This window comes from Njordella calcicola (assembly GCF_056494125.1).
Genome location: NZ_CM151396.1, coordinates 6,643,085 through 6,667,386 on the forward strand (window position 1 = coordinate 6,643,085; position 24,302 = coordinate 6,667,386).

Annotated in this window: 18 protein-coding genes; 9 read left to right on the forward strand and 9 right to left on the reverse strand. The window is 50.2% G+C overall.

The genetic code is table 11. From position 1 onward, the window contains the following. A complete protein-coding gene (locus SH302x_RS25630; protein WP_479365844.1) occupies positions 1–549 on the reverse strand; it encodes a TIGR03067 domain-containing protein in 549 nt (182 codons plus the stop codon). Positions 550–815: 266 nt separating this feature from the next. Between SH302x_RS25630 and SH302x_RS25635 the strand changes: the two genes are divergently transcribed. Continuing rightward, the gene (locus tag SH302x_RS25635) at positions 816–1,313 is read left to right on the forward strand and encodes a YciE/YciF ferroxidase family protein (protein WP_479365845.1); all 498 of its coding nucleotides are present in this window, start codon (positions 816–818) and stop codon (positions 1,311–1,313) included. A 90-nt stretch (positions 1,314–1,403) separates the two neighbouring features. Here the strand turns inward: SH302x_RS25635 and SH302x_RS25640 are convergent, their stop codons facing one another. The 4 genes from SH302x_RS25640 to SH302x_RS25655 form a co-directional block, all read right to left on the reverse strand. Beyond that, positions 1,404–1,958 (reverse strand): class I SAM-dependent methyltransferase, encoded by a 555-nt coding sequence (locus SH302x_RS25640; RefSeq protein WP_479365846.1) that lies wholly within the window; start codon positions 1,956–1,958, stop codon positions 1,404–1,406. A gap of 220 nt (positions 1,959–2,178) precedes the next feature. Further along, complete coding sequence (locus SH302x_RS25645; RefSeq protein WP_479365847.1) at positions 2,179–3,012, reverse strand: alpha/beta fold hydrolase; 834 nt, start codon at positions 3,010–3,012, stop codon at positions 2,179–2,181. Positions 3,013–3,254: 242 nt separating this feature from the next. Then, positions 3,255–3,584, reverse strand: a complete 330-nt coding sequence (locus tag SH302x_RS25650) for a hypothetical protein (protein ID WP_479365849.1) — start codon at positions 3,582–3,584, stop codon at positions 3,255–3,257. Between the two features lie 276 nt (positions 3,585–3,860). Then, on the reverse strand, positions 3,861–4,772 hold the full coding sequence (locus SH302x_RS25655; protein ID WP_479365850.1) for a YihY/virulence factor BrkB family protein: 912 nt from the start codon (positions 4,770–4,772) through the stop codon (positions 3,861–3,863). 128 nt (positions 4,773–4,900) lie between these two features. Between SH302x_RS25655 and SH302x_RS25660 the strand changes: the two genes are divergently transcribed. Both SH302x_RS25660 and SH302x_RS25665 read left to right on the forward strand, forming a co-directional pair. Continuing rightward, complete coding sequence (locus SH302x_RS25660; protein WP_479365852.1) at positions 4,901–8,974, forward strand: CheR family methyltransferase; 4,074 nt, start codon at positions 4,901–4,903, stop codon at positions 8,972–8,974. 3 nt (positions 8,975–8,977) lie between these two features. Beyond that, on the forward strand, positions 8,978–9,529 hold the full coding sequence (locus SH302x_RS25665; RefSeq protein ID WP_479365853.1) for a hypothetical protein: 552 nt from the start codon (positions 8,978–8,980) through the stop codon (positions 9,527–9,529). Here SH302x_RS25665 and SH302x_RS25670 read toward each other — a convergent pair. After that, positions 9,522–9,737 (reverse strand): carbon storage regulator, encoded by a 216-nt coding sequence (locus SH302x_RS25670; protein WP_479365855.1) that lies wholly within the window; start codon positions 9,735–9,737, stop codon positions 9,522–9,524. The two genes, SH302x_RS25665 and SH302x_RS25670, sit on opposite strands and share 8 nt — an antisense overlap. Before the next feature lie 317 nt (positions 9,738–10,054). On the opposite strand from SH302x_RS25670, the gene SH302x_RS25675 reads away from it, so the two are divergent. From SH302x_RS25675 to SH302x_RS25685, 3 genes are read left to right on the forward strand one after another with little or no spacing between them, the layout of a single operon-like run. Next, positions 10,055–13,366: a mechanosensitive ion channel domain-containing protein gene (locus tag SH302x_RS25675; protein ID WP_479365857.1), complete on the forward strand. Its 3,312-nt coding sequence runs from the start codon at positions 10,055–10,057 to the stop codon at positions 13,364–13,366. 40 nt (positions 13,367–13,406) lie between these two features. Then, positions 13,407–14,654, forward strand: a complete 1,248-nt coding sequence (locus SH302x_RS25680) for an efflux RND transporter periplasmic adaptor subunit (protein ID WP_479365859.1) — start codon at positions 13,407–13,409, stop codon at positions 14,652–14,654. Beyond that, positions 14,651–17,794, forward strand: coding sequence for an efflux RND transporter permease subunit (locus tag SH302x_RS25685; RefSeq protein ID WP_479365861.1), 3,144 nt, complete (start codon positions 14,651–14,653; stop codon positions 17,792–17,794). Before SH302x_RS25680 ends, SH302x_RS25685 begins: the two co-directional genes overlap by 4 nt. On the opposite strand, the gene SH302x_RS25690 is transcribed toward SH302x_RS25685, so the two are convergent. Beyond that, positions 17,782–18,588 carry a PRC-barrel domain-containing protein gene (locus tag SH302x_RS25690; protein WP_479365862.1) on the reverse strand — a complete coding sequence of 269 codons (807 nt, stop codon included), beginning with the start codon at positions 18,586–18,588 and terminating at the stop codon, positions 17,782–17,784. The two genes, SH302x_RS25685 and SH302x_RS25690, sit on opposite strands and share 13 nt — an antisense overlap. Positions 18,589–19,046: 458 nt before the next feature. Between SH302x_RS25690 and SH302x_RS25695 the strand changes: the two genes are divergently transcribed. Both SH302x_RS25695 and SH302x_RS25700 read left to right on the forward strand, forming a co-directional pair. After that, the gene (locus SH302x_RS25695; protein WP_479365864.1) at positions 19,047–19,541 is read left to right on the forward strand and encodes a hypothetical protein; all 495 of its coding nucleotides are present in this window, start codon (positions 19,047–19,049) and stop codon (positions 19,539–19,541) included. Positions 19,542–19,574: 33 nt separating this feature from the next. Next, positions 19,575–20,057 (forward strand): pyridoxamine 5'-phosphate oxidase family protein, encoded by a 483-nt coding sequence (locus tag SH302x_RS25700; RefSeq protein WP_479365866.1) that lies wholly within the window; start codon positions 19,575–19,577, stop codon positions 20,055–20,057. Between the two features lie 26 nt (positions 20,058–20,083). On the opposite strand, the gene SH302x_RS25705 is transcribed toward SH302x_RS25700, so the two are convergent. Continuing rightward, the gene (locus tag SH302x_RS25705) at positions 20,084–20,779 is read right to left on the reverse strand and encodes a LuxR C-terminal-related transcriptional regulator (RefSeq protein ID WP_479365868.1); all 696 of its coding nucleotides are present in this window, start codon (positions 20,777–20,779) and stop codon (positions 20,084–20,086) included. A 349-nt stretch (positions 20,780–21,128) separates the two neighbouring features. Further along, positions 21,129–21,494: a response regulator gene (locus tag SH302x_RS25710; protein WP_479365869.1), complete on the reverse strand. Its 366-nt coding sequence runs from the start codon at positions 21,492–21,494 to the stop codon at positions 21,129–21,131. Between the two features lie 459 nt (positions 21,495–21,953). Between SH302x_RS25710 and SH302x_RS25715 the strand changes: the two genes are divergently transcribed. Beyond that, positions 21,954–24,251, forward strand: coding sequence for an ATP-binding protein (locus tag SH302x_RS25715; protein WP_479365871.1), 2,298 nt, complete (start codon positions 21,954–21,956; stop codon positions 24,249–24,251). Positions 24,252–24,302 lie beyond the last annotated feature (51 nt).

A 24,302-nucleotide genomic window follows, 5' to 3' on the forward strand; every position in this document is an offset into this window, starting at 1 on the left:
TTATCGGGAGCCATCATTTTGCTTAGGCGTCGGCGCCTTTTCCAACGTGAACTTCATCTCATGATCGCTCGCTTCGACGTCGAAACCTGTCGGTCGCTCGCCACGCAGTCCATAGCAAAGCACCCATCCGTTCTCCGTGAACTGAAATATCCCTAAAGCCTTATTGCGTGGTGCGTTTGGCATACTGGAAATCATGTCAATATGGTGAGGCTGACGACTTGCATCAATCGTGAACTCAGCCTTGTAGAGTTCAGCTTCTTTCGCGTCAATCACAGCGATAATCGACTTGCCGACAATCACATGGGAACCTCGGATACGATCTGGTGGAATTGCCTCGCCTTGATTCTTTCCACCGACAATGATCCAGTTACCATGCAGTCGTTCGCGAACTTTCTCATCATGTGCTGCAGTCTTTTCGGCGGTTTCTCTGCCGACTGCCTCACCCTGTGCGGTCGACTGTGACGCCTGACTGTTTTGCTCATCGGCCAGGGCCGACAAACTCAGCGAACCACAGAGCAGCCAAGCCGAAATGGTCATTGTCCAACGCATGGTTAAATCTCCTCGATTTCATAAACAACGTGATGCTTCGCATCCGTGATATGGATGCTGATTGAATTGCATTCAGCCACTTGGCGTTGCGAAACACGCAAACGCTGCGCCACAGCGCAGCCACCGTTGGAGCAAGGCAGTACCCGCTGTGTGCGATTTCAAGCCGCGCTGCACCATGGCGCAGCAGTTGCTTTTCCTCCCGCGACATTGTTTTGTATGTCAAGCGGATTCATTCCGCACATTCCACTTTGATAAAGGTTAGTACCATGTCGATGAAAAGCTTAGAAGATGCCTTCTATGATGAACTGCGTGATGTGTTGAGTGCGGAGAAGCAGTTGCTTAAGGCTCTTCCAAAAATGGCCAAGAAAGCAACCGATGAAAATCTGAAGGCCGCGATTGAATCTCACTTGGCAGAAACCAAAGAACAAGTAACGCGCGTAGAAGCAGCTTTTGAAGACACTGGCAAAGCTGCTCGTGCGAAGACTTGCGAAGCTATGAAAGGTCTCATTGAGGAAGCAGAGTCCGTGCTGGAAGAAGACGCTGATCCCGCCGTACTCGACGCACTGATCATCGCGTGCGCTCAGAAGGTCGAACACTATGAGATTGCAACTTATGGCACACTCTGCACCTGGGCCAAGTGCTTGGGTTACGACAAGGCACTTTCCAATCTTAAACAGAACATCGACGAAGAAGAGGCTGCTGATGCAAAGCTGTCAGCGATCGCTGAAGAAGTAAATGCGGCAGCCATGACGGGTGGCCATTGATCCAACCCGCAATTTGCCGTGGCGATTCTATTGAAGTAGGAATAGACCCCGGCTTATATTCCGAGCGGTGAACGTCATCACCGCTCTGTCTTATTTGGCATACTCATACACCATCAAAGGTGGCAAGTTCCACCAAATGCGACGGCGAGCCCTCGCGGTGAAGAAAACCTTGGCGTACTGCTCGACTGCCTTGGAAAATTGATATGCAACAAACCGTCCCGACGGCCTTAACACTTCATATATCACACGCATTAACTGCGAGGAGGAACCTTCAGGCAAAACGGAAAACGGTACGCCCGAAACAATTACATCCACCGAGTCGACCGAATGCAATTCCAACAATGGCGCCAACTCCAGTGCATCGGCGTGTGCAACGATGAGACGCTCGTCTTCGATTGCTGAAAGTGCAGGTATAAATTCGTCGGTGAGCTCCACCGCAATCAATCGACTATCTTTGGGCATCGCTTCCAAGAGAGCTCGTGTCGTGTTGCCTACTCCTGCCCCCAGTTCCACTACCATGGAAGCGTTATGCACACACTTCCGGTCAGCGACACAGTGAGTTAAAGAACCTGAACTAGGGACGACAGTTGCGACTTGCAGTGGATTTCGCAAGTACGCTGTAAAGGTTGCTGCTGTGGAATTCAATTTACGACCTCTTACCTCTGAATGAATATGGACGTTCCATTTCGTGCTGTTTCCAACAATGAAATGGATTCACGCGTTCCTACTTTTCGCCAGTTCGCTTGCCTGTCTTGCAACAGGCTAAACGGCCGACGGTTCAAATCTACTCATGCAAAAGCTAGGCCGTAAGACGTAGATTCGATACTTGAGGAAGGAGCATTGCAACGATCCACTGAACACATCCCTAATTAACCGAATGTTGCTGCAGAAAGGCGAGCATATCTTCGACAAGTCGCTCTTTGTGAGTGACCGTTAATCCGTGCGGTGCTTCTTGATAGGTAATGTATTGGGAGTTCTGAATGGACTTTGCAGCAACATCACTGCTGATAGCGATCGGAACTGTTTGGTCTTCGCTTCCATGAATAATCAGCGTAGGCGTCTTTACGTCAGCCAGGTCTTTGCGAAAATCCGTCGTTCCAAAAGCCTCGATACAGTCCAGCGTACCTTTCAGGCTCGCTTGCAGTGCCAATCCCCGCGTCCACTCCAGGCACGCTTCGCTTACCGGTCGCGATAAAAGCCCCACTCCGTAGAACGATCGAAAAAAATCTTTGTAGAAAGCTGGAGCATCGTCTTCAACCCCTTGCTTCATCTCAGCGAAAACAGAGTAATCAACCCCGTCAGGGTTATCGTCCGTCTTCAGAAGAAAGGGGACGACCGAGCCAATAAGACCGGTTGCCACCACATGCTTCCCATGATGGCGTGACATATATCGAACCACTTCACCTCCCCCCATCGAGAAACCAAACACCGAGACATCCCGGAGTTCAAGGCCCTCGATCACATCGCGGAGGTCATCCGTTAGTGTATCGTAATCATATCCAGTCCATGGTTGCGAACTACGTCCAAAGCCTCTTCGGTCATAACTGATAACGCGGTAGCCAGCCGCTGCTAGCTTCATCGCATGGTAAGACCAACTGTCAGAGTTTAATGGCCAACCATGAATCAGCACCACAGGACGACCGCGGCCCCAGTCTTTGTAGTACAAATCAGTACCGTCTCGAGTCTTTAGATACCCCATTCCGCAGCTCCTCGTATCGCGATTGTGTGGTGATAAAAAAAATTGGTCGATGATTTGGAAAATCTTCGACCAATTACCTGTCCGATGGACCTTGCTAAGAGATTGACAAGCGGTTTTGATTCGTCCATAGGATCGATCAAAGCTGTCAAAATCAGCTTAGCAAAGTCTCAAATTCAACGTTATTGTACGACAGGCCAATCGCTATTGCCAGGATTAAGCTGCGACTAACGCGACCCTTGAGATCAAGGAACGCGGTTGTAGTTATCCGTTTCCTCGATAGCGTCGGCGCGATTTTCGCCGGCATCCTCGACAGCATCAGCTTTTGCTTCGCCGCGATCTTCTAAACGATCGGCTGCATTTTCTGCAGGCTGGGTTTGTGCTTCGCCGGTCCAAGTCTTACCCGTGTTCTCACGGATATTGTCCGCCGCTTGATTGTGTTCTTGGCGAATCTGATCTGCTTGCTGCTGAGTTTGATCTCGAACAGCGTCTGCTTGATTATCAACGAAAGAATCCTCACAACCAACAAAACTCAATGTACCAAGTAAGGCAGCTACAGATAGTAGTTTGCGCATCGTGTTCACCTCTATGACGAGTGCTATGTCTTAATGCGCTTGACCATTCAAACGCTTTCACCAATACCCCTACGCACTTCCCATTCCAAAGCCGCTGAACAGCCTACGCTCTGGCGGAAAAACGATCAACATGAGGTATTCCGAGCGAGGATCGCCAGCCATGTGGCAAGACACACGAATCGTAAACGATTGGCACTTCTGGGCATAAAGGTGTCGGATCGATAGAAGTTAGTTATTTATGTCTCGAAGGAACGTATGGCACATTGAGTGCACGGCTCAAAAATCAACTTTCGTTTCCTCGAATTTGATCGCTCCTTTTTCGGGAACTAGCCGACGTCCTGAGGCCCGGACCCAGGCTTTGGTAAATTCAGCCCCTAGCAAAAGAATGGTCGAGTTGTAGTAAACCCACACCAACAACACGACTAAGGCCGCCGCTGCGGCTCCCAGTTGCGCTCCTGGATTCGACAGTGACAAGTAATACGTTAGTGCAGTACGGCCGAGGTAGAAAAGAACGGTAGTGAAAACGGCTCCTACCCAAACATCGCGATACCAAATTTTGGCATCTGGCATGAACTTGAAGATTGCAGCAAAAATCAACGTAATAATACAAAAGGAAACCCCGTGGTTGATCCACTCCCCGTACCAAGGATCCAAACTCAATCGACTGCTCAGGCGGTTGGTCAATGAGCTAAGCACTGCCGTAATGATGAATGAAATCAGCAGCACGAATCCTAGTGCCAAAATCATGGTGAGCGACAGGAACCGCTTCAGCAGAAACGTACTCCAGAACGTTGCTTCGGGATCGGGTTTGATTCCCCAAACGATATTCAGGCAACTTTGTAGGGAGGCAACAACACCGGTGGCTCCGATCAAGATCCCAACCACGCTGAGCGCGGCCTTCCAACCTAAGCCCCCTTCGAGATCATTGCTTCGCATGATGCGACCGATCTCCTCCTGGGCCGTTTGGTTGCCTACCAGCAGACTCAATTGCTGTTCCAGGACCACAAATGCGCGATCTTCTGCCCCCTCATCTCCAAAGTACCATCGGATCGAAGTCGTGATGAGGATTACTAGGATGAACAGTACGGGTGGCAATGCAAAAATCGTGTAATAGGCAATAGAGGCTGCCAATGTCGTGCAGCGATCGTTACTAAAACCTGTAAATGTTTCCTTCAGTATGGCAATCATGTTTCCCTTATCCCCGCTTCACTTCCGATTGAATTGGCTTGTCAACTTGGCCCGTCACAACTTTACCTTGCCCGTCGCAACTTATGCGCCGACACCGTTGCTCTTAGCATTGCAAGGAAACTGAAACTGTGTCGCGCACGTTGAAGATTGTCGCTATTGGAGCATCTGCCGGAGGATTAGAGTCGCTGGAAAGACTCTTCAGCGGACTTAGTTCGCCTATCGATGCAGCCTTTGTGGTTGTTCAGCACTTGTCGCCAAACTACGAAACGATGATGGACCATCTCCTGGCGAGACATACATTTATGCCGGTCTCCATTGCTAACGATCAGCAACTGCTGGAGAGAAATCATGTCTACGTTATTCCCCCAAGAATGGACATGGTCGTCTCCAATAGTCACTTGATTTTGACCGAGCAAGATAAAGATGAGATGCCCCATCTACCGATCGACCGCTTTTTTAAATCCATGGCGACAGAGTACCAGCAGCACTGCGCTGCAATCGTGCTTTCTGGAACAGGAGCGGACGGGTCGGCTGGCATTCGGTTAGTGCGATCTCATGGCGGAGTGGTGCTGTGCGAGAGCGAATCGACAGCCAAATTCACGGGTATGCCTCGCAATGCTTACGCGACGGGATGCGTTGATTTTTTGCTGCCACCGGAAGCCATCGGGGAGTATTTGGTACGAATCGCTGCCAATGAAACGGACTCGTTGATTGGCGGTACAGCTATTGTCAGTGAGGGATTGCAAGAAATTTTCGAACTGATGCGAAAGGAGTGCATGATCGATTTCCGGCACTACAAGCTTTCTACGGTGTCCAGAAGGATCGACCGGCGGATGCAACTGCGAGGCATCAATGCCTTGGATGGTTACATCCAGCGCCTAAAGTCAGATGCCGATGAACTGCGCTCGCTCTATCAAGACATGCTGATAGGGGTCACCAAGTTCTTTCGCGACCCTCCCTGCTTCCTGCACTTGGAGGATGTGATTATCCCAGGCATTCTGGCAAAGAATCACGACCGCCAGTCGATCCGCGTTTGGGTCGCAGGTTGCGCCAGCGGCGAAGAGGCCTATTCTCTGGCGATTTTATTCAATGAAGCTGTTGCCCGAATGGAACGCAAAATCGATGTGAAGATCTTTGCAACGGATGTCCATCCGCTCAGCCTGAAAAAGGCGAGTCAGGGACGGTACTCGGAAGAATCATTGTCGAATGTATCAGCGGAACGCATCGCCAAGTACTTCGTACGAGACGATAATTGTTTTGTTGTGAACAAGCAAATTCGCAACCTGGTGTTATTTACATCGCACAACGTGTTGCAAGATCCGCCATTCACCGACCTGGATTTGGTGACGTGCCGCAATCTGTTGATCTACTTCGAATCCGTTGCTCAACGCAAAGCGCTGACGCTATTCCACTTTGGGCTAAGAAAGGACGGCGTTCTGTTCTTGGGCCCCAGTGAAACGGTTGGGGATTTAGCCGTCGAGTTCCGGACGGTCGAAGAACGCTGTAAGCTGTTTGCCAAACGTCGTGAAGCTCGATTGCCCAAAGATATCCACCTTCCACTTCCATTGAAGCACAAGTCAAGCCAAGAGATCAGTCCCACACGTTCAAGGCGTCAGGATGAAAAAGCGTTGCGGATGGAGACATACGATCGACTACTCAATGCACTTATGCCTCCCTTGATTTTGGTTGACGAGAATCGCCTTGTCGTAGAAACATTTGGTGGCGCTGAAAAGTTCCTGCGGTTTCCACCCCGTTTAGTCACTCATGACTTGTTGAGCGTTTGTCCCGCCTCATTACAGATGCACCTGTCTGTCATTTTTCGCAAGGCACAACAAACGCAGCACCCCGTCCGCTTACCGGTTAGCGAGATTCAGCTTGCCGAAGGCGAACCGCTCCAGTCAGCCGATATTATGGTCACGCCACTAGTTGGTAGCGGCAGTGAGCCCACTCTTTACGCAATTCAGTTGAATATCAATCAAGCGAACACCGCTCAGCAGGACTTGGCTGAAACGCAGCGCGAAAACGCGGCTCAACTAGACATGTCAGAAAGCCATATCGAACTGAGCACTCGCGTCGTGGGCTTGGAAGATGAGCTGCGATACAACAAGGAAGCTTTGCAGGCCACAATTGAAGCGTTGGAAGCAAGCAACGAAGAACTGCAAGCGACCAACGAAGAGCTTATCTCTTCCAACGAAGAGCTGCAAAGCACGAATGAGGAACTCAACAGTGTCAACGAAGAACTGCACACCGTAAATATCGAATATCAGAACAAAAACTCGGAACTGCGCGAAATCAATGAAGACATGAACCACTTGCTTGCAAGCACCGACGTTGGAACAATCTTCTTAGACGAATTCCTTGCGATCCGCCGATTCACTCCAGGAATTGCGGGGATTTTTGACCTCCAAGCCCATGATATCGGTAGAAGCTTACAATCGTTCTCTCATACACTTAATATTCCCGATCTACATGCCCAAACGAAGGCAACTTTGCTGACCGGAAATAAGTTTGAGAAAGAGGTCAAGGACAAGTTCAACAACTACTACTTCCTTCGAATCCTACCATACATTGTGGGAGGGCAAGTGTCGGGTGTGATTGTCACCCTCACGGATATTGGCAAATTGGTTGAAACGCGTCAACTCGCGGAAAAGTATCAGAAACGACTTCAAAGATCCATCGATGCAGTCCCCGTGCTCGTGGCTTTTGTCAATCGGGACGAATGCTATGAGTATGCAAATCAAGCGTACACCAAATGGCTCGGTAAAGGAGCAGAACAGATTATCGGCAAGAAGGTGTCTGCCGTTTTGGGAGCCCGTGCCTACTCGATCAGTAAACCGTATATCGAAAAAGTATTGCAAGGGGCACCACAGAACTTTGCAAGTGAACTGGAAACCAACGAAGGGCTAGTTCACTTGCATGCTAGCTACATACCAAGCCGTAATCGCCGTGGTGAAGTCATTGGCTTTTACGTTTCAGCGAATGATGTAACTTCGCTGAAGAAGGCCGAGCAAGATGCTGCCGATGCGCTGCGACTTGCCCAACAAGCCAATAAGGCAAAAAGCGACTTCTTGGCTAAGATGAGCCACGAAATACGCAGTCCTATGACGTCAATCATTGGCTTTGCCGATATCCTTGATGAACAATTGACGCAAGCCGATGACAGAGACTGTGTCGATGTAATCAGGAAGAATGCCTACCATCTCCTCGAACTAATCAACGAAATTCTCGACCTTTCGAAGATTGAGTCCGGGCACTTGGAGCTTGATTTGTCGTCGTTCATGCCAGCAGACCTCATGCGCGAGTGCTATAACTCCATTTTGCCAAGAGCTGACAAGAACAACGTTGCGATCAATCTAGATATTTCTGAAGCGGTCGGCCAATCTTTCCTCGGCGATCGTCGACGCTTGCGCCAAGTCATCTTAAACCTCCTCTCCAACGCCGTTAAATTCTCTCCCAATGGGAAAATCGAACTGATCGCGGACCGTGTTGCCGATCGATTAATGATCGTTGTTGAAGACAACGGTTGCGGTATCGCCGCTAAGGATCTTCCGAAAGTTTTTGACCCATTCTCGCAAGGCGACAACACCGACACACGTCGTTACGAAGGCAGCGGTCTGGGATTGACTATTTCAAAACAACTCGTGGAACGCATGCATGGAAATCTGGATGTGGTAAGCGAACTAGGAAAAGGCAGTCAATTCTCGATCTCCATCCCTTGGATTGATGGCGAACCAACCCATGCAGATCAGCCTTCTGCAGTTGCGATACAAATGAAGACGCCGCGGTTAGACGGGTTGTCGATTCTGGTCATTGATGACCGACGCGACATTCGTTTCATCGCCGAACACATCCTCTCGGAGGCCGGGGCGATTGTTACCGCAGCAGAAAGCGGAAGACAAGGCATAGATGCCTACAAACAAAGAATGCAAGAAGGTCAAAGCTTCGATTGCATCGTGACGGATATCCAGATGCCCGACATGGACGGTTTTGAAACAACTCGTCGCCTGCGCGCATCTGGGTACCACAACCCTATCCTCGCCTTGACAGCGTCCGCGATGGTGCAGGAACGCGATGCTTGCTTGCTCGCCGGTTGCAACGCGCATCTTGCCAAACCAATCAACCGAGCGAAACTAGTCCAGACGATTGTGCAGTTGATGGATTCAAGCGTCGGGTACAATCCTAGCCACAATGGAAAGAATTAGTAAATGCTGAAAGGTACCCGGACCATTGCTTATGCCATTGATGCCGACGACATCATTGTCACCCTGGGAGAAGGTTGGAACGAATTTGCTTCAGCTAACGAAGGAGAAACTCTTTTATACCCCAAGAGCGTCATTGGTCGCTCCTTATGGGATTTTATCAAGGGTGATTCATTACGCAAAATCTACCAGGAACTGATCCATAGCGTACGAGGCAGACAGCATTCGATCGGTTTCGAGTTCCGATGCGATTCGCCAAAGCTGAAACGCTACATGTATATGCGAATTGCCGGCCAGCAAAATTCGCAAGAAGTAGCATTCTTCAGCGATACGCTTCGCATCGAAACGCAAGAGTTCGTCATTTCAACCGCCGCCGCTCACCGAGGAAACCACCACATCAAGCGCTGCAGCATTTGTAATCGCGTCCAAACATCAAACCTGCAGTGGACCGAACTGTCGCAAGGCTTGAGCCAATCCGCGTTATTGAACTGCGATCGTGAAGTGAAGATACTCTGGAGTGTCTGCGGCGATTGCACAGCCACGCTCAAATCTAGCTAGCAGCCGAATTGGGCATCGGCAAGATGTTCGGCTCGCTATTAACCACGTCCAACTCGGAAAACGGAGTCAATTCATCGCGAAGGATAGTCACGTGGCGGGGAGCTTCGATCGCTATGCGAACTCGATTTCCACTTATCCGATTGATGGTCACTACGATATCATCCCCTAAACGTAGCTTTTCGCCCTCTCGCCTGCTTAAAACTAACATGAACACACCTATTGGTCGATTTTAATCCAAAGCCGTTCCCATTGAAGTCTTATCGAGCAGTCGCAAAGAGTGTTCCGTAACTCGTTAGAACCCCATAAATGCGTCCGACTTCCCCTTATGGTTTCCCGCTAAAAAGTCGCAGCAGGATAGGCGTGTCATCAGCGATGTGGAATACCAATTGCATGCTGGTCTGCTGACCACAAATTTTTCGCAACCCATCTTTCCGAATGAGCAACCTTCCAATGCGTCCCTTCAGGGTTTACGCAACACTCCTGTTGTCTATTGCCTCTTTCACGCTCCCGCCCCAGAAATGCAGTTTGTCCCAAGAAGTTCGCCGAGCGACTAGCGACACAAGCTCCCATCACGAAATGATTGCGGAACTGGAGCAAGAAGTAAAGCGAGGCTTGGCCGCGGAAGATTCAGGCACAGATGAGTCCAAGTCGATCGTTTCTCGCTACGAACAGGCTCAACAGCATCTTGCTGAAGCTGCAAAGCATTTAGCCAAAATAACCGAGTATCAAGCGCAAGCCCAATCGTCAGAGGTCGTACCGTCAGAAGGGGTGCTATCGCTGGAACTGGAAGACGACCTCAATCCCCTCGCGAATGACGTTGCGAGCATGCGCCCGGAAGTAGTGCGCCAGCGGATCGTTGAAGTCCAATCTGCGTTAAACTCACATACGAAACTATTGGCTGAACTAAAAACCGAACCAGCAAGGAGACATATCCGACTGCAAGAGATTCCTAGCAAGGTCTCCGAACTAAACGCGGAACTGCGACGGAGCGCTGAACTTCCACAGGACCATTTGGCTATCTCGAAGATGGAACCGGAAGCGAAATCGAGAAGTTTATTGCAACGCGCAAAGCGACTCACAATGGAGCTGGAAATCGAATCCCTTCAGGCCGAGCAAAATAGTTACTTGGCTGATTCCGATGCGCTGCCTCAACAATCAGAGTTAATTCAGTTGCAAATCGAACGACTGCGTGCAACTCTCGAAATGCTGAACCGAGTTGCCAGTGAGAATAATGCCATCGCGGCTGAGGAGTCCCTAAACCGTCTGCAGTCAAACTATAGCAACTTGGCCCCGCAACTGCGACCGTTGGCCGATAAGAATCTAGAACTAGTGCGATTGAATCGGGAGCTCGCTCAAGCCAGCGCAGACTCCAGCAGTCAACTCAATAGAACTCAACAATTACTTGAAGAGGTCGAAGCTACGATTGCGGTTTCGCGGGAACGACTGAGGGCCGTTGGTTTAACGGATGCTATCGGGCTACTGCTACGGAATCAGCAGCATGATCTCAATGATGTTCGGCGCGAAGTGAGTTCGACGTCATCGCCATCTGCCAACATACACAAGTACCAGGCAGCCATCTTCGGAATCGAGGACGAACTGCGGAAACTGGAAAGAAGAATCGCGACCCTGACGAACCAGCGAGCTCAAACAAAACCTGAGCCCGCTTTTAACGTTGCAGAAACGCCTACCGAGCTCAGTCTTTTGCGAGAGCAGCAAAAGCTGTACAGGGAGGCGTTGACGACCTATAACTCGACTCTGCAGTCGTTGGTCCTGCACGACACCCAGCGTCGCCAGTTGCTGCAATCGATCGGTGAATACGAATCGCTTGTGAATGAAACGGTTTTTTGGATTCGCAGCAACTCGACCTTCAGCGTCGGGGAATTGCCTCGAGTGTCCGAAGGTATGCGTTGGTTCCTTGATTCAGACAATTGGCAATCTGCTACTAGTCGAATCGTTGCCACGATGTCCGCTCGCCCATTGACTACCGTCTTTGGGATACTATCGATCGCTGTGCTAGCCCTCGTTCGCCCGAAACTCAAACGCGATATTGCAGCCGAATCGCAAATGGCGACGCGAATTGACGCAAGCATTCGATCTACCTGGAGAGTTTTTCTCTTCACAATCGGTTTGGCGGCTATATGGCCAATGCTTTTTGCGTTTGCCGGTTGGCTGATGCGCAGCGATTGGCACACGTCGGCATTCTCACGAGGCATTAGCAATGCGTGCTTTGTTGTCGCGACGTACATCGGTTCCCGGTTGCTGCTCAGTGAAATTTGCCGGCCTAGTGGCTTGGCTGAGATGCATTTTGGTTGGAACAACTCACTGCGTCGCTTGCTGCGTCGTAACTTGTTATGGTACACCACCGTTGGGGCTGTACTAGTTTTCTTGATGACGGTAATCCATCAGCATCCAACGGTAGTGGTGCGTGCAACCGTGGAACGTTCTGCTGTAATCCTATTGTTTTCCGTCACCGCATTGTTCCACCACATCCTATTGAGACCTAGCAGTCCGATCTATAGTCAATTTCGACAGGCTTCAGAAGCATCACGCGTGTACCGATACCGGCGTTGGATTTGGCTGGCTTCCGTTGGCCTGCCGATCGGTTTTGCACTACTAGCTTTGATCGGATATGTTGATACAGCGTTTGTATTAGGCCAATCGCTGCAATCATCGTTGCTCTGGCTCATTTCCGTACTGCTTTTGTCATTGATTCTTTTGCGGTGGCTGTCTTTACATCGACGGGATATTGCAAGGAAGGAGGCAGCAGAAGCATTTCAAAAGAAGCTTGCGGCATTGAAAAGCGAGTCTGCTGAATCACAAGCGGCCGAATTGGGTATCAAACTAAGAGATGACGAACTGGCCGATCTCCCCTCCCTGGATCGCCAAACGCGAAACACGGTCTTGACCGTTACGTGGACCCTTGGCGGGATAGGATTGATCTACATTTGGCGTGATATACTGCCAGCGATTCAAATCTTAGACCGTGTATCACTGTGGTCCGTCGGCGTCGGAGATCAGACGGTTGTGGTTTCCCTACAAGACGTATTCTATTCTGTATTAGGCATTGCGACGACGGCCTTTGCAGTCCGAAATCTTCCAGCTCTATTGGAACTTATTGTTCTGCGTAGGGCTGCGATTGACAATGGCGCGAAGTACGCATGGACAATGCTTGTAAAGTACGCCATCACCATTGTCGGCATCTTGGTTGTATTCCACTTTTTAGCGGTCCCTTGGTCTCAACTCAGTTGGCTACTGGCGGCAGCTTCCGTTGGATTAGGCTTTGGACTGCAAGAGATCGTAGCTAACTTTGTCTCGGGTGTGATTCTGCTTTTGGAGCGGCCTGTTCGAGTGGGTGATGTTGTTAGTATCGGCTCCACTACGGGCGTAGTCTCGCGAATTCAAATGCGTGCCACGACGGTGACAAGTTGGGACAGAAAAGAATTGGTTGTGCCCAACAAGGATCTGATTACGGAAAAGCTTTTGAACTGGTCGCTGTCGGATGTCATCAATCGTGTTGAGCTAACGGTGGGCGTTGACTACCAGTCCGATCCTGACGAAGTAAAGCAAATCTTAGAGCGAGTTGTGAAGTCCCATCCGGATATAATGACTGATCCCCAGCCATTAGTGAATCTTGACAACTTTGGTGACAACGCACTGTTGTTTACCGTCCGCTTTTTTCTGGCAAATCTGGATCGCCGGGTTGGCATCTTGCACGAAATCAATGTCGCGATTGTGCGGGCACTGCGAAATGCCAATATCTCCATTCCGTTCCCGCAGCGGGAGCTACATGTCAAGATTTCGCCAGAACTCGAGAGTCTGCCGACACACTCGGTTTGACTACTCGCTTTTTCCTTTGCCCCTTTATGGGAGTTTCCCGATGACGTTCAATAGACAGGTGTATTTTGCTATAGCGACATGCCTCTTGGGGTTCTTTCTGCTTGGTTGCAATCGCGAAAGCACCGCTTCGCGTTCTAATGCAGCTAGTGAAATGCCACCCGCCCAAGTGAGGGTTCGACCCGCCATTATTCAGCAGGTGCAGGACTTTCGTGAGTTCACCGGCCGAACGGCAGCGGCAAATTCGGTCGAAGTGCGTGCGCGTGTCAGCGGCTACCTTCGACAAAGCCCACGACGAAACAGTTCACCTAGTACGTCCGCAGAACTTCCGTCGCCTCAAACTCAAGCTCTTAGCGAGCCCGCTGACGCTCAAGCATCGCGAAACGTGGTTGTGAAGGAAGGTGATTTTGTCTCGCGTGGAACTTTGCTCTTTCAGATTGATCCAGCTCCATACGAGATCGCACTAGCTCAAGCAAAAGGTAGCTTGGCGGCAACGCAAGCTCAGTTGGACCGGTTCCGACTTGACCTCGATCGCGCGCGGGAGTTACTTACTAGTCGATCCATCAGCCAAGCAGACTACGATCTAGCCGTCGCGAATGTCAGTGAAGCGACAGGCCAAATTGATAACCTCCGCGCAGCCATCGACCGGGCCCAGCTAGATCTGGAGTTCACTCAGGTCACCTCGCCGATCGATGGTTATCTTGGAAGATCGCTGGTTACTGATGGGAACCTGATCCAGGCAGATGCAACGGTGTTAACTACCGTGGTCGCTTCCGACCCAATCTTCGTCTATTTCAATGTCGATGAACGCTCTTTGTTGGACTATCGACAACAAGCGAGGATTGGAAAAGTCAAAAGCGCGCGAGAAGCAGAGATCAAGATACGTTTAGGCTTGATCAATGAAGAAGGGCATCCACATGAAGGAACCATCGATTTTGTCGACAATACGACGTCTGCAGATACGGGCAACACTCAAATTCGAGGACGTTTTGATAACTCCGATGGTGCTTTATCGCCAGGATTATTTGCTCGCGTGCTAAGCCCCTTTACCGAATCGTATGAAGCAGTATTGGTTCCCACCGAAGCACTAGGAATGGATCAGCAAGGACGTTATGTGATGCTGATGATTGACGGAGTGGCCAAGCGTCAATCGGTTGAGCTTGGCGAAATTCACGGCGAGTACACGGTCATCAAGCTTGGCTTACGCGGCAATGAGAAAGTAATCACCAGCGGACTACAGCGTATTCGCAACGGCGCACCCGTACAAGAAATTCAAGGAACCGGCAGTTGATCTCTAACTTTTTCATCAATCGTCCCGTAGCGGCAAATGTCATTGCGTTTGTGATGGTGATTCTCGGCATCGTCGGTTTAATGTCGCTGCCAGTTGAACGCTATCCCAATATCACTCCGCCTACCATTCAAGTCACCGCGACCTATCCTGGTGCGAACGCGCAAGTGATGGCGGACACCGTTGCAGCTCCACTCGAACAGCAAATCAATGGCGTGGAACGCATGCTGTACATGTCATCAACCAGTTCCTCTAACGGCAGCTACTCGTTGACGGTTACCTTCGAAGTCGGAACGGATCTAGATCAGGCCCAAGTGTTGGTACAAAACCGGGTTGCTTTAGCCGAACCACTTCTGCCCAGTGAAGTGCGACAACAAGGCATCTCCGTCAAAAAGCAGTCAACCAACATCCTAGTTGTGGTATCGCTGACCTCACCTGATCAAACTTTCGATAGTCTCTTTCTCGCGAATTACGCCAACCTCAGATTGCGTGACGAACTGAGTCGAGTGGATGGGGTTGGGGAAGTGACAGTGAGTGGTAGCGGTAACTACAGCATGCGAATTTGGGTAGACCCGACCAAGCTGGACGCGCGAGAGTTAACCTTCCAAGACCTGCTCGCACAGCTCCGTCAGCAAAATGTTCAGGTCGCGGCAGGCCAAATCGCTCAGCCACCGCTGGATAATCCTCAAGCGTTTCAGTACACCGTAACGGCATTAGGAAGACTTTCGGAGCCAGAGCAGTTTGAAGATATCATCGTTAAAGTAGGCTCCGATGGCAGTTTGACATACCTGCGCGATGTCGCAAGAGTAGAACTGGGGGCGCAAACGTATGACACCTTTGCACAACGCGGTGGCATAGATTCAGCGAGCGTCTTGGTCTATCAGCTACCTGGTGCCAATGCACTAGACGTAGTCGAACGAGTGAAAGTTGCCACAGCAAGGTTGGCCAGTTCATTTCCGCAGGGAATGGAGTATGACATTCCATTTGATACAACTATCTTTGTCTCTTCTGCCATTAGCGAAGTTTACAAAACGCTGCTCGAAGCCGGTGTGTTGGTACTCATTGTTATCTTGGTGTTTCTTCAGGATTGGCGGGCTGTTTTAATCCCAGCCACGACGGTCCCAGTAACGATCATTGGTGCCTTTGCCATTATGCCGCTGCTGGGGTTTTCGGTAAACCTGCTGACTCTCTTCGGTCTGGTACTTGCCATCGGGATCGTTGTCGATGATGCAATTGTGATCGTGGAAAATGCAGCCCATCATATCGAGCAGGGCAAACCGCCCAAAGAAGCGACGGTTATTGCGATGCGACAAGTCACCGGACCCATTATTGGAATCACGGTGGTACTGATGGCAGTTTTTATTCCAACGACATTTCTAGGTGGTATCACGGGGCAACTCTATTCCCAGTTCGCTCTGACGATCGCTGCGACAGCCCTTCTCAGCGCGATCAATGCTCTAACTTTAAAACCAGCTCAATGTGCTACATGGCTACGCCGCCCCAGCGGTAAAAAGAACTTTCTCGCTCGATGGTTCAATACCGCTTTCCGGTGGGTTGAGGACAAGTACGTTGTCGCTGTGCGTTGGTTGGTCCGGGCTTGGCCTGCTGTTTTGGTGGTGTTTTGCTTGTTGGTTGGATTCACATTTTGGTGGTACCAACGTGTTCCGACTGGCTTTTTGCCGTCCGAGGACCAAGGCTATTTGATCACCTCAATTCAGTTGCCTGACGCGGCCTCACAGGATCGAACACGCCAAGTAATCGACGACATCAATCAAATCTTGACAGAAACAGATGGTATTGAGACTTGGTTCACGCTAGGCGGATTGTCGTTGCTGGAAGGCAGCCAATCGTCCAACGCAGCGACCATGTTTATTCGTCTGCGTGACTGGGATGAGCGCCGAACGAAGGTACTTCAACAGGAAAGTATTATCGAGGATCTCACCAAGAAGTTCAGCTCGGTACAAGACGCCTTCATTTTGGTTCTTGCTCCACCGGCAATTCAAGGCTTAGGTGCCAGCGGAGGATTCGAAATGCAAGTCGAAGATCGAGCCGGCGCAGGACTCGAGGAACTGCAACAAGCGGTCTCGCGATTGGTCGCTGCGGCCTCTAACGAGCCAGGGTTAACCCGCGTCAACTCAACTTTCCGTTCAGGGGTACCACAACTGTTTGCCGATGTAAATCGCGCTCAAGCAATGAGCCTTCAGGTCCCATTGGGTGAAGTCTTCACGACTCTCCAAGCCGCGCTTGGCTCCGCATATGTCAATGACTTCAACAAATTTGGACGGACTTATCGCGTAAGCTTACAAGCAGACTCTGCATTCCGAGACAATCCGAACGATATTCGCCTCTTGAAAGTTCGCAATGCCACTGGTGAAATGGTATCGCTGGGCAGCTTGATCCATATCGATGAATCCTTTGGACCACAGATCATTCGTCGATTTAACCTGTACCCATCGGCGACGATCACGGGTTCAGCCGCCGCTGGCCAAAGCTCAGGGCAAGCTCTGCGAACGATGGAGTCTATCGCTGCACAGGAATTGCCTGACACCATTGGCTTTGATTGGAGCGGTGTTTCGCTGCAAGAAAGTGAAACCGAAGGGGAAGCCATCTACATCTTCATGCTTGCGATCTTATTAGTCTACCTAGTCCTTGCGTTTCTCTATGAAAGTTGGATTCTGCCGCTGGCCGTGATACTGGTCGTTCCCTTGGGACTGATCGGTACAGTAGCCGCCATCTCCTGGATGGGCATGGACAATAATACGTACGTTCAAATCGGCATCGTGTTGATCATTGCTTTGGCTAGCAAGAATGCAATCCTGATCGTGGAGTTTGCTCGTGAGCTGCGGATGGAAGGCCACTCGATTCTGGATGCTACTTTAAAAGCCTCCCAGCTCCGCTTCCGCCCGATCTTGATGACATCCTTCTCATTTATCCTTGGAGTCCTGCCGCTGGTCTTTGCCCAAGGAGCGGCCGCAGCAAGCCGTCGTTCTCTCGGCACCACCGTTTGTGGCGGAATGCTCAGTGGTACGATCCTGGCCATCTTCTTCACGCCCGTATTCTATTTCGTCCTGCAGCATGTTAGCGAGCGATTCACCAAACAAGTTCCTCAGCCCGAAACCACTGACTCAATTCAGTCGGCCTGAGGTTCCACTTTTTGCACGCCACCACGTCCATAACGTACAGAGATATACTCTTCCCACCCGCGATCGACCATTTGTGGGACATCTGACTCTTTATCGAAAGGCACGAAGTTGCTTATCAAGTCAGCTTGCAAATCAATCCTCCAATCGCCTTCCAATCCTTGATTGACGAAAGCGGCCAGGGGGATCGCCCGTCGCGTCATGTCGGTGGTGGATTGAACCACGAAATAAATAATGCGACCATTCTCTTTGGATAGGCCGACATCAATGATCGAACCAAACGCTTGGCCGGACTTGTCCTGAATTTCCTTGCCCTGAAGGTTCGAGTAGAGAATCAATTGAAACTTTTCTCGATCAAACGTCTGTTGCTGACCGGTCGCAAGCCCAGACAAATAATTCGACCAATAGACATCTTGCTGAAACTCTTGATAGATCTTTGCCGCGACTTGCCTGTTGATGTCAATAGGCTCAGTCGCTGAGAGCTGTCGCCATAGATTCCTCGCTTCCGATGGTTCGATCTTTGGTTGGTAGGGAACTACGGCTATCACCTTTTTGCTCTGATCGGTATGCGTCCAGCTAACGATCTCCAATGCCACGTTGGCTGTCTCCAAATCTAGCAGGACATCTTCCACTTGAATAAGCGAACTCGATTTCTCTTCGATCAACGCAGAGGCAAGAATCACTGGGAGCGATTGATTCTTTTGACGTTCGGTTAACGTCGTCTCTTCAGCGTGCACTGCATTGGCCCATCCGAATGAACTCACACAGACAAGGGTTATTAGTCGCAAGCGATTCATGATAATTTCTGCCTTCAGCATGGTAATGTCATTGGTTGCCTAGTGTCATTGGTTGCCTAATTGAGTTCAAGCCACTCTGGAAGCTCGCGAAACTGAACAAGCAGTCCCAAAACGAAGCTGCGCAGAGTCGCCGACGCAGTAGAACGCATCGAGAGGCATCTGACACGGAAATCAATTTGGATAGATGTGGACAGCAACTGTGCAATACCTATACCACTTCCGCTCGCTGTGGCCTTGAACCGCCATCTTCGCGCCTTGGTATCTACACAATTTTACGTTTCATTCGCAGACGAAACGCAGAGTCGCCGTTGAACCGCGCGAACAGGCAGCAAGCTATCGAAGCGAGATGTCACCAAAGAATTAAGCTTTAACTTCGACATTGGTCCAGTCATGGTATCCAGATTGCTAGGTAGTCTATTCGTTACTTTAGATTTCTGGATAGAACAAGGAAAAGAATCATGTTGTTAAAACATTGCCTGCGTGCAAGTTGTTTCGTCGCGGTCTGCTTGGGAGGAGTCGCTCTGGATTCGTCGCAGAGCGATGCGCAAGTCGTGGGACGTCGCGTTGTTAGAGCGCCTTCGGTATATGGCCGATCGTCCGTGTACATCTCGCCTCAATCTTCTCCCTATCGACCCTCCGTTCGGTATGCGCCTCAATCGAGATACAACAACTACAGCCGGGGCTACCCTTACAACGCTCCATCCCGGACCTATTCCAGCGGCTATCGAGGTTATAGCCAGCCTTACTATGGATATCCTCAAGGTCCGGTGTATGGCGGTCAACCCTATTATCCGAACTATGGCTATGGTTCAGCCTATGGTTACGGAAACACTTACTACGGTTCTGCATCCCAATTTCGAGGCGTTTCCATAGGCAGTTCGATTGGCGGAGCGATTGGTGGACGCCAAGGAGCTAATGTGGGTGCCGCCATAGGTGCCGCTGCGGGACAATAACCACACTGTCGACTTCCAGAGAGAAAACTCACTATGAATACGAACGAAAAGTTGATTGAAATGATGCAGGACTTTGACACTGCAATGTTTGTCACGCACTGCGTGAATGAGGTCATCACAGCGCGTCCCATGGCAATCGCCCGGATCGATGATGATGGGGGAACTTGGTTCGTCACTGACCGAGATTCGGGCAAAATTGGGGACCTTCAGGAGTCTAGTAGTGTAGCGGTTACCATGCAGAGCAAGTCGCGCTTTGTTGTGGTGACTGGAGAAGCTCGTTTGGTTACTGACCGAGAGCCTATCAAAGAACTCTGGAAAGAGTCTTGGGATGTATGGTTTCCTAAAGGCAAGGATGATCCGGCAATTGTGCTGATTCATGTCATACCCACGCATGGCGAGTATTGGGATAACTCAGGGCTTACGGGATTGAGCTATTTATTCAAAGCGGGGATGGCATACTTGCAGGGCGAGCGTCCGGATTCGGACAAAGATGCGAATGCGTCTATGCAATTGTAGAAAAAGCCTCCAGGACAACTTGGCGATTACAGCAGACGTTCCACAAACGGCTTCGCCAATTCCTCGGGCTCTATAGAATGAAATCGGTTGTAATTCGTCAGCATTTGCAGAGCACGAAACTCCCCGATTTTGACGGTAACTTCGGGAGTTGAAACAACCCGAAACTGGCGTAAGATGGCCGAGCGCTCTTGCTCAATGAGCCGTACGGAAACATCTAGTGCCATCGCGATTTGCTTGGTGGTTTTCCCCTCGGCTACTTTGACCAGCACCGCTCGCTGCCGAGAAGTCAAATCGTCCAAACATTGCTTGGTTTTCAAATATCGTTCGTCGATCAGAGATTGGATTTGATGCTCTTGAAAGGCAATCTCCACGTAATTCAGAATCTTATGGGTCTCAATTGGCCGAAATTGAATCGTGATGACTCCGCTCTCCATCAAGCTTATGGCCAACTGGACATCGCATTGAGTAGCGACCAAGATCAAGGGAAGTTTCGCACGCTTGCGGCCATTATGCTCGTTCCAGATCCAATCTCGAGCAGTCGTTTCTTCCAAGTCTCCGATAAGTACACGCGGAGTTTTCAAATCATTTGATATCTGCAACAGTTGCTCAAATGATCGCTGGTCAACCGTGTAACCGCGTGCCTGCAAGGCCTGTACAACATCCTGGTACTGACGAAGTTCCTCACCAACAATGTAGACAGTACCAGATACATCGGAATTCATCACGCTATTTCAATCACAAGCAGCTTATTCGTAGCAAACTCAGGGAACATGTTCTTCTATCGGCGATGCAAATCGGGTCCTACGCACCTTTTCCACAACTGGAAGCGTTGGCCAAGGCCTTCGCTTTTAGCATATGTCGATCTATGCTAGGTCATGTCTTTGCCAAATAAAGACCTAACAAAAACTTTGCGGAATCCCACAGAAGCCGAATTGCAACGTGAACTCAATCTGCAAACTGCGGACATGGCTACTTTGGAATTTTGCTGTGTCCCTCTCTCTTGCATTTATATTTTGACATTCCGGTGCCTAGGAGAAAAGAAGACTACAATGGTTCACTACTGAAAGTCGGTCACGAACGCACGATTAAAAACCCCTCAATTTGCTCTCGAAGGCGTTCGAAGTTAAACGGCTTGATGTGGACCGCGTTGCAACCAGCTTGCAGGGCTCGAGCTTGATCGCCGGGTAAACCATATGCGGTAGTCGCGATAATTGGTGTCCAGTTGCCTCCGTTACGGAGATAAGAGCATGCTTGCCAGCCGTCCATCCCTGGCATATTCATGTCCAACAGAACCAAGTCTGGAAGATACAGTTCGACAAACTCCACAGCTTGCATGCCGTCGGTAGCCTCAAGAACATCAAAACCCAAGTGGTTAAGCCTGATACTTAACAGCTCACGAATATCGTCGCAGTCGTCTGCAATAAGAATCTTTGACATATACCTTCAGGACGTTTCTACCGCTTGCCTCGTGTGGATCACCGCTCACGCCTACGGGGATATAAAAACGACTTGAGGCCGTAGCCTCTAGCCAGCAAGCCGCATACCTTCGTCAGAAGCTGGTTGAGAAATGCACAGCCAGCCACAATCCCGCAGAACTTAGCCTAAAGAAATCTTGTGACTCGTTGGCTGTAAATCGCAGCCCGATGTGTTTTTGGGATTTGCCGTCCGTTCAATGACGAGATATACTTTGCTTGTGCAATCGCTCTTACTTGAGTACCGAGTCACCCATGACGGCTGATTCTGCCGACGGCCTGTCGTGGTTGGTAAGAGCTGCAGTGATTCAAGAGAATGACACGCAACCTTTGATTCGCGCACTTTGCTATTCACGTGCTGTTACTGATCGTTTGAACTCGACAATGTAGTCTTGGCCAAACCAGTCACATAGGAGAATAGTCAGTGCTTTCTGATTCACTCTCTCATCCAGAGTCCACTCCCACTGCCGCCCACCAGAACTTGACCGTGGTTGGTATTGTGTTTTCGACTTCCGAACTGGACTTACTCATTGAACTCTTGCAGATCTTGGAGCAGGAAACGTCCATTGCGGTTGTCCTTGTCGCATGCGACAAGTCCCACTATCCTCGCAGCTTTCATCAGAGGTTGGCACGAAGCCTTTCTAAACCGCTGATAAGCATCCACGACCTCACCGCTTTGCACGCTGGTCGTATCTATCTTGCCAAGCCAAGCCAACAACCTATTGTCTCGCAAGGATTTGTAGATTTCCAACGTGTTCCCATTAAGAACAACGCTTGTACCAATGATCGATTCTTCCGATCACTGGCAGGTGCTTATGGTTTTGATTCCGTGGGTGTCGTTTTGGCTGGCGCTGATCTCCCCAGTGGGTTTGGCCTGCAGTTCCTTTATCGGGCGGGTGGCACTGTAGCAATTCACAAGGGAAGCAATGAAGATGCACTTAGCAACCTTCTGCCAACCGCGATGCAATCTGCTGCCAGTTCTGTGGCTACGATCGACCAACTCGCTGCGACTATCGCAAAGCGAGACCTCCAAACACCTAAGGCCCCCAGTGATTCGGTACAGCTATATCCCGCCAACCCAACGCCAGTGTCCGATGCTGTCTTTCAAGTCTGGCGGGTTCCGCGAACCAATCTGTGCTCATTTTTAAGTTCGGAGTCACTGGCACAATGGCTCGAATCCTCCCAAGACGCTGTCATCCTCTGGCGAATGCATGATCGACAAATACTTTATTGGAACCAAGGCGCTGAATCTCTGTATGGCCAGCCCCACCGCGAGTTGGCATTCTTTCGCATCGATGACTTTGCTACCAGCGAAGATTCGCCACCATGGTCACAAATCGAACAACAACTCCAAACGACACGATACTGGTCAGGAAAAATTCGACAAACAACCATCGATCTACGCACGGTTGTTGTCAGCAGTCGAATGAACTTCATCCACAGTAAAACAGGCGAAACATTGGTGCTCGCTGTGAATCGGGATATCACCGCCGAAAGCGAACTACAGGAGCAATTGCAAAAGTCGATCGAAGAAGCCCAATTGGCCAGCGAGAGCAAAAGCGACTTCCTTGCAAGTATGTCGCATGAGCTACGCACGCCGATGACTGCCGTGCTTGGTTTTGCCGAGATTCTGCGGGAGGAAAGCAATGATGCTGCGCAACGCGAGAAACTGAATATTATCTCGCGCAATGGCAGCTATCTATTAAACCTCCTCAATGACATACTCGATCTTTCGCGAATCGAAGCTGGTAAGTTTGACGTCCGATCGGAACTGATCGAGATAAGATCCATGCTTAGGGAGATTCAAGCACTGATGAATGTTCGGTCAATCGAGGAGAATGTGCCTCTGCGAATCGAATGCCGACCGATTGTTCCAGCATTCGTGATTGGCGATATCACTCGAGTCCGTCAAATCCTGGTGAATCTGATTGGAAACGCTCTGAAGTTTACCGAGCAGGGTGAAGTTTGCGTGCTAGTCGACTACCAATGGAACGAGCAACAGCAACGTCACTGGCTGGAGTTTGAAGTTCGCGATACGGGAATTGGTCTCAGCGAAGATCACTTGAGTCAATTGTTTTCGCCCTTCTATCAAGCTTCCCAAGGATCGGGTGCCAAATATGGAGGCACCGGTTTAGGGCTGAGCATCAGCAAACGTTTGGCGGAAATCATGGGCGGAGTCATCAGCGTAAAAAGCCGACCTTTGCAAGGAAGCTCCTTCATCCTGCGCTTGCCCGCAGCAGCTACCATCCCAGGCGAGCATCATGATGAGGAAAGCTCTCTGCGGATACCACATGAGCACGACTCCAACACCACCATCCCTCATCTCCATGCGAATATTCTATTGGCCGACGATCGCAGAGATATCTGGCGCGTCGCGAAGCACTTTATTGAGAAATCCGGTGCCAAGGTTATCATCGCCGAGAATGGACGACTAGCCATCGATGCTGCGCTCTGCGCTAGAAACAACGGCCATCCGTTTGACATTATCATCATGGATATGCAAATGCCTGTTATGAACGGCCGCGAAGCAGTAGCAGAACTTCGGCGACTTGGCTTTACATGCCCCATCGTTGCTTTAACCGCCAATGCGATGGAAGGCGAACGTGAAGCTTGTTTGGCAATGGGATGTAGCGAATATCTAGCCAAACCAATCAACGGCTTGCACCTAGTCCAACTCCTCGACCGCCTTCTCAGAAACCTACGCTCAACTCCTATGCCCTGAGCGACACATCGAACAAACGACGTCAGTAAGGAGCAATTGCCCAAATCAAGT